Below are 11,967 nucleotides of genomic sequence, written 5' to 3' on the forward strand. Positions count from 1 at the left end.
AGGGTGGTGGCGGCGAGTCCGGTGCCGATGAGGGTCGCGGTGCGGGTGGCGGTGCGGGTGGTGCGGGTGGGGGTGGTGGTGCTGGCCATGGTGACCTCCGGTGGTTGGCGGGCCGGCCCGGTGCCGGTCCCACCCACAGGTCGAACGGGACCGGCCCCGGATCGACAAGCCGCCCGAACTTTTTCCGCGACCCGGCTACCGCGCCGCCCGGTCGATCGCCTCGCGCAGGACCCGTTCGAACTCCGCCGGCGCCGACAGCATCGGGAAGTGGTCGCCCTCGGGCACCTCGATGAGCGCCGCGTGCGGCGCCTGCGCGGCGATGCGGCGCGCCCACAGCCGCGTGGCGGCGAGGTCCCGCCCGCCGACGACCACGTCCACCGGGACGCTCAGCTCGGCGAAACGGGTCTTCACCGGCGGGTCCAGGTCCGCGCCGAGCGACTCCGGCAGCTCGATCCAGTGGGCGTTCGCCAGCTGCAAGCCCACCATCTTGCGCCGCTCGTCCGGCCCGAGCGCCGCACCCCAGGTGCCGATGTCGGCCGCGGCGTACGCGCCGAGCCCCTCCTCGGCGAGGAGCCGCCCGAGCCGGGCGAAATGCCCCCGCATCTCCTGCCGGGCGGCGGCCTCCTCCGGCGTCGGGTCGGGGAACTCACCGAACGCGCCGCCCACCGCGACCACCCGGACCACCCGCTCCGGCGCCGCGCACGCGAACGCCAGCGCCCGCCGCGCCCCGTCGGACACGCCGACCAGCACCGCCCGCCGTACCCCGGCCGCGTCCAGCACCGCGGCGATGTCGTCGACCTCCCGGTACGGCCCGGCCGCCCGCGACGACAGCCCCATGTCGCGGAAGTCGAACACGGTGACCCTCGCCAGCGACGCGAGCCACCCGACGGTCGAGTCCCACATCCGCAGGTCCGCGGCCCCGGCGTGCAGCAGCACCACGTCGGGGCCCGCACCGTGGGTGCGGCTGTACAGGTAGCCGCCCGGAACCTCGACGAACCGCTCGATCACCACGACCCCCGACGCTGAGACTGCCCGCAACGCCCGGTGCCGATGTACCCCCGTGGCGGCCGTAGCAGCGTACGTCACCGGGGGATGGGCAGCTCGCGCAGCGGGTCGCCGCCGTCGATGAACAGCCGGGCGCCGGGGGTCGTCGCCGCGGCGACGCGCCGCAGCACCCGTTCGCCCGGCGCGGTTGTCGGTTTGGGGCGGGTGCCGTTCGTCATCGGGGTATGACTCTCAACGAGCAGGCCGTCGCAGCGGAGCCGGTCGTGCCGACGCCGGCCGGGCGGTGGGCCGTGACCGCCGTGTTCTTCCTCAACGGGCTCACGCTGTCGACGTACATCGTGCGGGCGCCGTCGTTCAAGGAGGCCTACCGGCTGACGGACGGGCGGTTCGGGCTCACCGGCCTGCTGTTCGCGGTCGCCGCGCTGGCCTGCATGCAGGTCATCGGGCCGCTGACGGCGCGGGTGGGTGCCCGGGCGGTGCTGCGGGTGACCCTCGCCGTCATGCCGCTGCTGCTGGCCGGGATCGCCGTCGCGCCCGGCGCGTGGTGGTTCACCGCCCTGGCGCCGGTGCTCGGCGCGGTGCACGGGGCCACCGACGCGGCGATGAACACCAGTGCGGTCGCCGTCGAGCGGCGGGCCGGGCGGCCGGTGCTCAACGGCTGCCACGCGGCCTGGAGCATCAGCGCGGTCGTGGCCTCGCTGGCCGCCGCCGCCCTGGCGCACGCCGGGGTGTCGCTCGTCGTCCACCTCGTCACCGCCGGCGGCCTGCTGCTGGTCGCCGGTCTCGCGGTCGGTCCGCGGCTGCCGGAGGCCGGTCGGGTCGAGGCCAGGGCCGGCGGCGCCGGCCCGTGGACCGGCTGGAGCGCCGCCCTGCTGGCGCTGGGCCTGACCGCCACCGCGCTCATGGTGCTGGAGGGGGCGGTGCTCGGCTGGGGCGGCATCTTCCTGCACGAGGAGCGGCACGCCACGCTCAGCCTGGCCGCGGCCGCGATCACCGCGTTCACCGGCGGGCAGACCGCGGGCCGCCTGGTCGGTGACCGGCTCACCGGCCGCTGGGGCGGCAACCCGGTGTTCCGCGTGGGCGCGCTGATCGCGGCCGGAGGGCTGGCGGCCGCCGTACTGACGCCGCACCCGGCCGTGGCGCTGGCCGGTTTCGCCCTGGCCGGCCTGGGCTCCTCGGTGCTGATCCCGTTGACCTTCAGCGCGGTCGGCCGGCTGCCGGGCGCCCACGCGGCGACGCTGATCTCGCGGCTGACCACGTTCACCTACACCGGGATCCTGCTCGGTCCGGCACTCATCGGCTGGACCGCCGGGCAGGCCGGCCTCGCCGCCACCATGGCCGCGCTGATCCCCCTGCCGATCGTCGTGGCGCTGGTACCCCGGCCGCCGGAGACCCGCCTACCATGATCAGGTGCCGCCGTGTATGGACGTGTATGTGTGGGTGCCGCAGCGCCGGCCCGGCACCGTGACCGCCTTCGTCGACCGCTACGTCGACCGGGCGAACCCGAGTGACGAGCGCCTTGCCGCGTTCATCCGGGCGTACGGTGGAGGAACGGCCGACGACGCGGACCGGTCCGCGCTCGACGAGCTTCGCCGCGACGCCTCCGACCCCGGGTTGTCGCTCTACCTCAAGGCCCGCGGGTACTACCACGCGATCATGACGGTGACCGGTGAGGGGGCGCTGGTGCTCGGGTTGAGCATCGACGATCCGGACGGCTCCGCCGCCGTGGCGGCGCAGGCCCGCGCGTTGCTGGACGCGCTGCGGGAGGAGTTCGACGCGCCGGCCGGACGCGCCGGGGTGGAGCTGGAACCGGCCCACTCCCGCCAGGAGTGGGACGACGAGGCCACGGTGCTGTTCCGGTCCGGCGCGATCGCTGACGGTACGTCCGGTTGAGCGCGGTCGAGCTGCTCCGGGAGCGGGCCGGGACGTTTCGCCGGCTGGCCGCCGAGTACGCCATCCCCGTCGTCATCGGCGACCCGGTGCCGCTGCCGCGCAACCCGGCGCTCCCGGTCGGGCTGTACGACGTGTTCGACGTGGTCGGCACCGTCGACACCGGCGACCTGCGGTTCGCGCCGCCCGAGGAGGTGCGCACCCTCGAGGCGTGGCGCGACCGCGTCGTCGACGAGGAGTGCCCGCTGGGCGACCCGCCGGCCGTCGGCGAGGGGTACGTCGTGTCGGGCGACGCGACCATCGCCGTCGGCGACGTCTCCCTCGACGTCACCGACGGCAGCGTCTACTGCATCGACGGCGACAGCTACCGGTTCTACTGCATCGACGGCGCCGGCCTGGACGAGATCGAGGTCGACGAGTTCGCCCCCGACCTGCCCACGTTCTTCACCCGGTACGTGTTCGGTCCCGGGTACCCGCACCTGGCCGCGACGGTGTGCGGTCTGCGGCCGTACCGGACGCGCAAACACCGCTACGTCGCGCCCTGGATGCGCCTGCTCGTCGCCGCCGGGGTGATCGACCCGCCCGGCCGGGAGCGACCGCAACGGTTCGGCGACGCCACCGATGAGTTCGCGCGGATCCGGTTGAAGCCCCGCCGTGGCGCCGGGTAGGAGCGGCGGTCCACGCCGGGTCAGGCGGTGCCGTACCGTGCACGCATGACGCGTCGATCGCATGCGCTGCTGGGCGCGACCGTGCTGATGTCGTTGCTGGCCGGCTGCGCCACGGTGCCGTCGCAGCCGCAGTCCGCGCGGCGGCTCGGCCCGCCGAGGTCCGCGTCGCCGGGGTCGTCAGCGGCGCCGGCCGGCGGCACGTGCGCCTGGGCGCCGGTCCCGGCGGGGGAGGCGGACGTCAAGAACGTCGGCACGCCGCCGGCCTCGGTCCGCGGCGCCGGCAAGGCCGTCATGACCCTGACGACCAGCCTCGGCACCGTCGAGATCACGATGGACGCGAAGGCCACCCCGTGCACGGTGGCGAGCTTCGCCTACCTGGCGGGCAAGAAGTTCTTCGACGGCGGCCCGTGCCACCGCCTGACCACGCAGAACCTGTTCGTGCTGCAGTGCGGCGACCCGTCCGGCACCGGCCGGGGCGGTCCCGCGTACCAGTACGGGGAGGAGAACCTCGGCGCGGCCGCCGGGTATCCCCGCGGCTCGGTGGCGATGGCCCGCAAGCAGGAGCCCGGCACGAACGGCAGCCAGTTCTTCATCAACTACAAGGACAACCCGCTCCTGCCCGCGGACTACACCCCGTTCGGCACGGTCACCAAGGGCATGGACGTCATCGACGAGGTTGCCGCCGGCGGCGTCGGTGAGCAGACCAACGGCCCGGGCGACGGGACCCCGAAGACCGGCGTCGTGCTGCGGCAGGTGACCGTCGTGTACAGCTGACCCGGCGGCGGGGCGCCGGTGCGGCGCCCCGCCTGACCGGTGGTCACCAGGCGATCGCCTGTTCCCACATCCGCACGTACGCCTCGGCCCCGGCCATCAGCTGCTGGCGCAGCAGCGCGCTGTCGCCGCCGGCCTGCTGGATGAGGTCGGTGGTCCAGTCGGCGAACAGCCCGTACTGCGCGGCGCCGTCGGTGTTGACGTCGAAGGTGCGCGAGCCGAAGACCTGCTTGGCCACGGTGGTGCCGTTCGGCGCGACGAACGGGTAGCGCAGGGGGTCCGCCGCCGCGCCCGGGCGCGGGTTGGCCTGGTCGCCGAGGCCGTTGACGTCGGTGCCGTAGCCGTAGCCGGTGATGGCGCCGCCGTGCGGGGCGGCCCGGTTGGCCCGCCACTCGCCGAGGAACTCCGGCACCGAGTTGGCGTACGAGGCGACGAACCCGCCCAGCGCGAGCATCCGGTCGATCATGGTCGGGTCCGACCAGCTGTGCACGGACGCCACACCCGGGTAGTGGGCGGCGGCGGCCATGTCGAGCACGGCCTGCGCGGTCTTCACGCTCATGTGGTCGACGTGGATGATCATGCCGCGGTCCATCATCTTCTGGATGAGGTACCGGCCCAGCGGCGTCAGCCCGCGGGTGTTGCAGATCTTGCCGCTGGGGTACACCGGCAGCACCGCGCCGGGCGGCAGGCTCACGACGCCGAAGCTCAGCAGGCGCACCAGGTCGTCGCTGACCAGCGGCTGCTCGTTGTCGGCCGGGCCGGTGCAGCTGGTGGCGGTCCACCAGTGCCCGGTGGACAGCAGGTTGCCCAGGTTGACGAACGCCCCGGTGAGGCCCGAGTCGAAGCGGGTGCCGCCGAAGGCGTTGTCGAACTTGTGGACCGGGTACAGGCCGGAGACGCCGATCGCCTGCAGCTCGTCGAGGCCGGCGTCGATCTGGGCGGTGGTGCACTGCGGGACGTCGTTGAGCTCGCGGCAGCCGAAGATCTCGGAGTTCTCGACCCCGATCGTCACGGCCAGCTTGCCCTGCGCGGCGATGCTGCGCACCTGCGCCGGTGTGGTGGCGATGCGGAACCAGCCCTTGCCGGCACCGCCGTTCTGCGCGTCGATGTAGTCCTGCATCGAGTACAGGTAGCGGGACTGGACCCGGATCTGGTCCATCTCGTCGCAGGAGGTGTCGCGGTACGGGAACAGCTCGCAGATGGCCCGGTTCGCCACGAGCAGCGCGTTGAGCACCCGCTGGCCGGCCCGCCAGGACCGTTCGATGCCGCGGTAGTAGGACTGCTCGTGCAGCAGCGAGTTGTGCTGCGGCCAGTCGCCGAAGGTGGGCCAGCCGTCCTCCGGTGAGTTCGCCGCGTCGGTGCCGCCGACGATCGCCTCGAACAGCGCGCCGACGTTGAGGCTGCGGTGGGTGTCGCAGCCGGCCAGGGCGACCTGCACCCCGCCGGGCGCCCACGCCTCGCCGCAGTGCATCTGGCCGCCGAACGCGGCCGCGGCGGTGATGTGGGCGTGCGCGTCGATCGTGCCGACGAGCCGGCCGCTGCCGTCCACGCCGGGCGCGGCGGTGCCGGTGACGGCCGGATCGATGTCGGGCACGGTGGCGCACCCGGACGCGGTGGCCAGCGCGACGGTGTACGACGAGCCGGCCGCGCCGAGGCTCCACAGGAACGAGCCCATGGTCTGGCCGGTGGCGGTGGCGACGAACCGGTACCGGTCGCCGGTCTTGGTGACGGTGAAGTCGGCGCGGTCGCCGTAGGAGTCGCCGGCCATGATGAAGCCGACGACGCTCTGGTACGCGGGTTTGCCGTCGGAGCCGATCAGCTCGTAGCGGCCGAGCTGGGTCGCCTCCAGCCGGAACGACGTGGCCCCGGAGGCCGACGAGGTGAAGGCGTAGCCGGCGCCGCTGCGCACGACGTAGCCGACGGCGCTGGAGCCGTTGTAGACGCGCAGGGAGGCGCAGGTGCCGTCCAGCGCGTCGGCGTTCGCGGTGATCGCGGCGGCCGAGGCGGTGGGGACGGCCACGACCGTGGTCGCGACGAGCGAGAGAAGGATGCCGGACGCCAGTGTGGTCCGGCGGGACGGATGGCGCAGTGACAGGGACATGATGGCGGTGCCCCTTCAAGCGTGCCGGAACGCACGATCCCGGCGGGCCGGTGTGAGGTCAGATCAGCGTCCGATAGACGTAGGCCACTGTCAACAGGAAACGAGAATCTTTCGGTTTTGACGGACCGTGACCGGCGGGGGCGCCGCGCCGGGGGCGGACGGCCCGCCCGCCCCCGGCGGCGTGGTTCAGGAGCCGGGCGGCGGCGGTGGCGGCGGGTCGACCGCGATGCCGATCTGCGCCCTGGTGGAGAAGTTGCCGGCGCCGTCGAAGGCCCGGACGGTGACGATGTACGTGCCGTAGCCGCTGTACGGCACGTACGCGGTGGTGTTGCCGACCAGGGCGGTGACGACACCGTTGAGGGCGACCTCGTAGCCGGCGACGAACTGGTCGTCGCGGGCCGCGGTCCAGCCGACGGTCCAGTAGCCGTCGGTCGGGCCGCGCAGGGTGAGCGCCGTCGGCGGCCCGGGCGGGGTGGTGTCCGGCGGGGTGCCCAGCCCGAGCACGGCGAAGGGCGAGCGGTTGCCGGCGGCGTCGACCGCCCGTACCCCGAACGACATCACCATCGGCGGCGGAACGCCCATGCTGTAGCTGGTCGTGGTGACGGTCGCGATCGGGGCGGTGCCGGTGTTGTTCCAGATCTCGTAGCCGGTCACGCCGCGGTCGTCGGTCGACGCGGTCCAGGTGAGGGTGAACGTGGTGCCCTGAATGGTGCCGCGCAGACCGCCCGGGGTGCTCGGCGGCCGCACGTCGCGGGCCGGTGGGCTGCTGCCGTCGCACGGCGCGGCGTTGAGCCGGCAGCCCTGCGGGGTGCCCAGGCCGGCGGCGATCCAGCCGAAGCTGGTGGAGGCGCCCGGGGCGAGGCTCGCGTTCCACGAGGCGCCGACGACGACGTGGTGGTTGCCGGAGCTGGTGAGCGTGGCGTTCCAGAGGTTGCTGATGCTCGTGCCGGCGGGCAGGTCGAACTCGACCCGCCAGCTGGGCAGGGTGGTGGCGCCGCCGTTGGTGACGGTGAACCGTCCTGAGTAGCCGGTGGGCCACACGCTGTCCTGGTGGAACACGGCGGTGGGTGTGGTCGCGGCGCGGGCGGGCGCCGGGCCGAGCGTGGTCGCGAGGACGGCGGCGACCACGGCCGCCCGCGACAGGAATCGATTCATATCGATGACGATACGGCGGCGGCGCAACCTGGGCGGCCGGTGACGGGGTACGTCCGCCAAGAGCATACCGCACCCACCGGCGCTGGACACTCGGGCGAAAAGCCCTGTTGAGCTGGGGTTTTGTCGTCGTACGGTGGTCGCTCCCGACGAACCGGAGGTTCATGTTGCTCGATCCCGGCATGGTGACGTGGGCGCGCGTGGTCCTGCTGCAGGACCGGCCGCGACGGTACGAGCTGGTGCAGGCGTACCGCATCATGACGACAGTGCGACCGCAGGTCTACCGTCCCCGGCTGGCCCGTGCCCTCGGTGACCTGGTCGACGGGTTCACCGCCGCGGCCCCGGCGGACGCCGTCGAGGAGCTGCTCACCGAGGCCGCCACGAACCTGCTCACCTGGGCGCGGGAGCTGGTGCGCACCGGGCCCGACGTGCTCGGCGAGGTGGTGGCGCGGCAGCGCCGCCGGCGCGCCGTGGACGACGGCCCGGACTGGGACCTGCTCGCCGTGGCCGTGGCCCTGGAGGAGGCGGGCCGCGCCGACGCCGCGCTCACCGCCGTGCAGGAGCTCGTCGCCGTCGAACGCCGCCGGCGCCCGGTGCCGCGTGCCCGGCTCGCCCTCGCCCTCACCCACGCCGCGGGCCTCCTCGAGCGCCGGGAACGCGCCTACGACGCCGCCGCGCTGCGCGCCCGGGCCGAGCCGGGCGCGGGCCCGCGCAGCAACGGCATCGCCGAGCGGCTCGCCGGCGTCCCACGACCGGCCGCCGCCCGCAAGCCCGGCCGCGGCGTGCCGGGCAACAGCAGGACCCCGGCGGCCAGCAGGTGACACCGGGCGGCTGACACGGGGCGCGCGCGGGTCACGGGCAGCCGTGGCCCGCGCACGCCCGCTGCCGGGCGAGTCCGCGTCGTCGTAGATCCCGGTGTACCGCGGCGGCGCGCAGCTCCGCACCTTCGTGCGGCTACGGCACCGCGGGATGGATTTCCCCGTGGTACATGCCGAGCAGGGGCGCGACCAGGGCGGCCACCTGGGTGAGCAGGAACCAGCCGACGGCCAGCGCCGCGACCAGCGCGAGGGCGGCGCCCGGCCCGGCCCGCCCGGCGGCCACCAGCCGCCCGACCGTCGCCGACCGGGTCCGGAACCCGCCGGTGAACGCCGCCACCACGAGCAGCGCCACGGCGAGCGCGGCGAACACCGAGCACAGCACCGGCCCCACGTACTGGGCCGTCCACGCGAGGCCGTCGTGCAGCCACCCGAGGTCGAACGGCGGGTCCATGTCCGGCAGCCGCGCGCCGCGCCACCACCCCGGCCCGTACGTGGCGAGGGGGTAGCACACGGCCGCGGCGACGGCGGACAGGACCAGCGCACTGCCGCCCGCCGGGTACTGACGCTCGGACACCGGCATCGACTCCTCCGGATACGACGCTACCGCGCCGGACCCGGCCGGCGACGCCGCCGGCCCGCCGATTCACCGCAGGTGCACGATCCGGCGGCGGGCGCGCTCACCGGAAGATCGGGTTCCACTCCTCCTGGCGCACGATCTTCACACCGGGCGCCCGGTAGTACGGGTCGTCCTCGACGATCGCGTCGAGCTCCTCCGCGGTCACGTCGAAGACCAGCAGGGCGCCGCGCTCGTCGGAGTACGGCCCGGCGAGGACCACCCGGCCGGCCTCGTGCAGCACCCGCAACCGCTCCCGGTGCGCCGGCCGCAGCGCGAGCCGGTCGGGACTACCGTCGAAGGCCAGTTCAAGCAGGTACACGCCGACCATCGTAGGGGAGGCCGGCCCTACCCGTGCCCGGCGGTCGCCGGCGCCACCTCGGGACAGGTCGCTGCGCACCGGGGTGAGGCGTCCGGAGCCGGACGATCATTCCGGCGTCGTGGCGCACACCCCCGCCCGGCGCGCTCAGCGCAGGATGACGTAATTGGCCATGTCGACGACCGGGCGGTAGCCGAGCGCGGCATAGATCTTGTTCGAGGTCGGGTTCGCCTGGTCGGTGAACAGGCAGACCCGGGCGCCGGCGGCCCGCAGTCGGCGGGACACCTCGGCCACGGCGTTGCTCGCCCAGCCGTGGCCGCGCAGCTCCGGCGGCGTGTACACGGGGGCGACGCGGGCCACGCCGTACACCGGCGGGGTCGCGCCGGTGAGGCTGACCGGCGTGCCGGTGCCGTCGAGCCAGAACCAGTACTGCCCCTCGCCGATGCGGCGCAGCAGCTCCGCCCGGTCCGGCATGACGTGCACGCCGGTGCCGCGGGGGCGGCCCGCCTGCTCGTCGGCGTCGCCGAGGAACGCCTCGACCCACCGCTCGACCAGGTCGATGTCCTCGCCGGTCACGGCCGCGAGCCGGCCCGGCACCGGCGGCGGCGCGACGAGGTCGCCGAGCTCGTGCAGCCGGGTGTGGATCCGGACCTCGGCGCGGCCGCCGGTGAGGCGGGCCAGCTCGCCGGCGCACCGCCGCGCGGCGGGCAGCGCGCCGTGGACCGCGAGGGTCTCCTCGCCGCGCTCGTGCAGGGCCCGGGCCACCGCGACGGCCGCGTCGTCGGGCATCGGCAGCAGGAACAGCGGGTGCGGCGGCTCCGGCGCCGACCGCATGCCCGCCCCGACGACGGCGCCGGCGGCGTCGCGCACGACCAGCCACCAGAAGTGCCGCGGCGGCCCGCCGGACGGCCAGGTCCGCGGCCGGTGCGCGTTCACGGTCACGACCGTGCTGATGACCGGGTCCGCGGCCAGGTGGTCACCGGCGGCGGCGAGGAACTCCGCGGCGTCCGTCGTGAACTGCAGCGTGCTCATGCCGCCACCTTCGCTGCGCTCCGGCGTCGGCCTGAGCTCCGCCCTGAGCCCATGATTCGCTTCCCTCCGCTGCGCTCCGGTTCGCTCATGCCGTCGTACCGTAGCCAACACCGCACCGCGGGTGCACGGATTTACCGCCGTGGCACCATGTCCGGATGATCGTGCTGGTTCCGGGCGACCCGCTGCGCCCCCGCCGCCCCGACGAGCACTTCGCCGCCGAGGCCGACGCCGCCCGCGCGGCCGGCCTGGACGTGGCGGTCGTGGACCACGACGCGCTGGCCACCCCCGACGGGGCGCGACGGGCGGTCGCCCGGGTGCCCGAGGGCACCGGGACCGCCGTGTACCGCGGCTGGATGCTGCCCGCCGGGCACTACCCGGCGTTCGCCGCCGCCCTCGCCGCCCGCGGCGTCACCCTGCGCACCGGCCCCGGCCAGTACCGGCAGGCGCACGAGCTGCCCGGCTGGTACCCCGCGCTGGCCGCCGTCACCCCGGCCTCGGCGTGGACCACCGGCGACGACCGCGACGGCTTCGACCGTGCGGCGGCGACCCTCGGCCCCGGCCCGGCGGTCCTGCGCGACTACACCAAGTCGATGAAGCACCACTGGCACGAGGCGGCGTACATCCCCGACCTCGCCGACACCGCCGCCGCGTGGACGGTCGCGTCCCGCTTCCGCGAGCTGCGCGACGACGACTTCACCGGCGGCTTCGTCCTGCGCCGGTTCGAACCGTTCGGCACCGCCGAGGTGCGCACCTGGTGGCGCGGCGGCGCCTGCCGGCTGATCGGCCCGCACCCCGACACCCCGCACGACGCGCCGCCCGCCGGCCTGGACCTGTCCACCGTCGCGCCGCTCGTCGCCGCCCTCGACCTGCCATTCGTGACGGTCGACCTGGCGCTGCGCACCGACGGCGAATGGCGGGTCATCGAGCTCGGCGACGGCCAGGTCAGCGACCGGCCGTCCACGGTCGACCCGGGCACCTTCGTCACGGCCGTGCTGTAGCCGGCGCCGGTCGGCGTCAGCGCAGGGTTTTCCTGAGCCAGTGCCCGGCGTACGGGCTGTCGTTGAACGCCGGGGCCTCGTGGAAGCCGTGGCGGGTGTACAGGGCGCGGGCCTCGACCAGGTCGGTGCGCACGTCGAGCCGCAGCGCGGTGACGCCGTCGGCGGTGGCCTGCCGCTCGACCGTGGTGATGAGCCGCGAGCCGAGACCCTGGCGGCGCACGGCGGCCGACACGTACACCCGGGTCAGCTCGCCGACGCGGGTGCCGTCCTCGGTGACGTACCGCAGGCCGATGCAGCCCGCGACCCGCCCGCCGAGGGTCGCGACCCAGAACCAGCCGGTCGGTGGCCGCAGGTCCTCGTCGGTGTCCTCGGCGAGGATGTCGTCGATCTCCGCCTCGGTCAGCGGGCGGCCGTAGTAGCGCCCGCCGATGTCCTGGTAGTAGTCGCGCAGCGCCCGCCGCGCGGGCGGCTCGGCGGGTGCCGTCACGGCGACGACGAGGCTGGTGTCGGGCAGGGCCATCACGGCCCCATCATCGGCCGGTCGGCTCGCGGCCCGCCACCGGTTTGCGGCTCGGCGGCGGCGCGCGGGGCGTGGCATGA

14 protein-coding genes are annotated in these 11,967 nt (G+C 74.8%); 6 read left to right on the forward strand and 8 right to left on the reverse strand.

Features of this window, described 5'->3' with window-relative positions; translation table 11 throughout:
* Nucleotides 1-195: 195 nt before the first annotated feature.
* Both OP18_RS53840 and OP18_RS56105 read right to left on the reverse strand, forming a co-directional pair.
* Nucleotides 196-1,011: an alpha/beta fold hydrolase gene (locus OP18_RS53840; protein ID WP_052388138.1), complete on the reverse strand. Its 816-nt coding sequence runs from the start codon at nucleotides 1,009-1,011 to the stop codon at nucleotides 196-198.
* Nucleotides 1,012-1,082: 71 nt separating this feature from the next.
* On the reverse strand, nucleotides 1,083-1,223 hold the full coding sequence (locus OP18_RS56105; RefSeq protein WP_211273841.1) for a hypothetical protein: 141 nt from the start codon (nucleotides 1,221-1,223) through the stop codon (nucleotides 1,083-1,085).
* A 6-nt stretch (nucleotides 1,224-1,229) separates the two neighbouring features.
* Between OP18_RS56105 and OP18_RS41740 the strand changes: the two genes are divergently transcribed.
* The 4 genes from OP18_RS41740 to OP18_RS41755 are packed head-to-tail and all read left to right on the forward strand — an operon-like array spanning nucleotide 1,230 to nucleotide 4,337.
* Nucleotides 1,230-2,411: an MFS transporter gene (locus OP18_RS41740; RefSeq protein WP_033364787.1), complete on the forward strand. Its 1,182-nt coding sequence runs from the start codon at nucleotides 1,230-1,232 to the stop codon at nucleotides 2,409-2,411.
* Between the two features lie 16 nt (nucleotides 2,412-2,427).
* Nucleotides 2,428-2,898: a hypothetical protein gene (locus tag OP18_RS41745; RefSeq protein ID WP_033364789.1), complete on the forward strand. Its 471-nt coding sequence runs from the start codon at nucleotides 2,428-2,430 to the stop codon at nucleotides 2,896-2,898.
* Nucleotides 2,895-3,563: a hypothetical protein gene (locus OP18_RS41750; RefSeq protein WP_033364791.1), complete on the forward strand. Its 669-nt coding sequence runs from the start codon at nucleotides 2,895-2,897 to the stop codon at nucleotides 3,561-3,563. The genes OP18_RS41745 and OP18_RS41750 overlap by 4 nt, the downstream gene beginning before the upstream one ends.
* A gap of 45 nt (nucleotides 3,564-3,608) precedes the next feature.
* Nucleotides 3,609-4,337 (forward strand): peptidylprolyl isomerase, encoded by a 729-nt coding sequence (locus tag OP18_RS41755; RefSeq protein ID WP_033364793.1) that lies wholly within the window; start codon nucleotides 3,609-3,611, stop codon nucleotides 4,335-4,337.
* A gap of 43 nt (nucleotides 4,338-4,380) precedes the next feature.
* On the opposite strand, the gene OP18_RS41760 is transcribed toward OP18_RS41755, so the two are convergent.
* Together OP18_RS41760 and OP18_RS41765 are read right to left on the reverse strand one after the other, a co-directional pair.
* Nucleotides 4,381-6,435: a membrane dipeptidase gene (locus OP18_RS41760; RefSeq protein WP_052388140.1), complete on the reverse strand. Its 2,055-nt coding sequence runs from the start codon at nucleotides 6,433-6,435 to the stop codon at nucleotides 4,381-4,383.
* Between the two features lie 186 nt (nucleotides 6,436-6,621).
* Nucleotides 6,622-7,590 carry a cellulose binding domain-containing protein gene (locus tag OP18_RS41765; RefSeq protein ID WP_162189901.1) on the reverse strand — a complete coding sequence of 323 codons (969 nt, stop codon included), beginning with the start codon at nucleotides 7,588-7,590 and terminating at the stop codon, nucleotides 6,622-6,624.
* A gap of 161 nt (nucleotides 7,591-7,751) precedes the next feature.
* On the opposite strand from OP18_RS41765, the gene OP18_RS41770 reads away from it, so the two are divergent.
* On the forward strand, nucleotides 7,752-8,408 hold the full coding sequence (locus tag OP18_RS41770; RefSeq protein ID WP_156090156.1) for a hypothetical protein: 657 nt from the start codon (nucleotides 7,752-7,754) through the stop codon (nucleotides 8,406-8,408).
* 133 nt (nucleotides 8,409-8,541) lie between these two features.
* Here the strand turns inward: OP18_RS41770 and OP18_RS41775 are convergent, their stop codons facing one another.
* The 3 genes from OP18_RS41775 to OP18_RS41785 form a co-directional block, all read right to left on the reverse strand.
* Nucleotides 8,542-8,979 (reverse strand): hypothetical protein, encoded by a 438-nt coding sequence (locus OP18_RS41775; RefSeq protein WP_156090157.1) that lies wholly within the window; start codon nucleotides 8,977-8,979, stop codon nucleotides 8,542-8,544.
* A gap of 103 nt (nucleotides 8,980-9,082) precedes the next feature.
* On the reverse strand, nucleotides 9,083-9,340 hold the full coding sequence (locus OP18_RS41780) for a YciI family protein (protein WP_033364853.1): 258 nt from the start codon (nucleotides 9,338-9,340) through the stop codon (nucleotides 9,083-9,085).
* A 144-nt stretch (nucleotides 9,341-9,484) separates the two neighbouring features.
* The gene (locus tag OP18_RS41785) at nucleotides 9,485-10,369 is read right to left on the reverse strand and encodes a GNAT family N-acetyltransferase (RefSeq protein ID WP_033364799.1); all 885 of its coding nucleotides are present in this window, start codon (nucleotides 10,367-10,369) and stop codon (nucleotides 9,485-9,487) included.
* A 155-nt stretch (nucleotides 10,370-10,524) separates the two neighbouring features.
* On the opposite strand from OP18_RS41785, the gene OP18_RS41790 reads away from it, so the two are divergent.
* Complete coding sequence (locus tag OP18_RS41790; RefSeq protein WP_033364801.1) at nucleotides 10,525-11,367, forward strand: ATP-grasp domain-containing protein; 843 nt, start codon at nucleotides 10,525-10,527, stop codon at nucleotides 11,365-11,367.
* A gap of 16 nt (nucleotides 11,368-11,383) precedes the next feature.
* On the opposite strand, the gene OP18_RS41795 is transcribed toward OP18_RS41790, so the two are convergent.
* Complete coding sequence (locus OP18_RS41795; RefSeq protein ID WP_081971568.1) at nucleotides 11,384-11,887, reverse strand: GNAT family N-acetyltransferase; 504 nt, start codon at nucleotides 11,885-11,887, stop codon at nucleotides 11,384-11,386.
* Between the last annotated feature and the right edge of the window lie 80 nt (nucleotides 11,888-11,967).

This window comes from Dactylosporangium aurantiacum (assembly GCF_000716715.1).
Taxonomy (GTDB): Bacteria; Actinomycetota; Actinomycetes; order Mycobacteriales; family Micromonosporaceae; genus Dactylosporangium; species Dactylosporangium aurantiacum.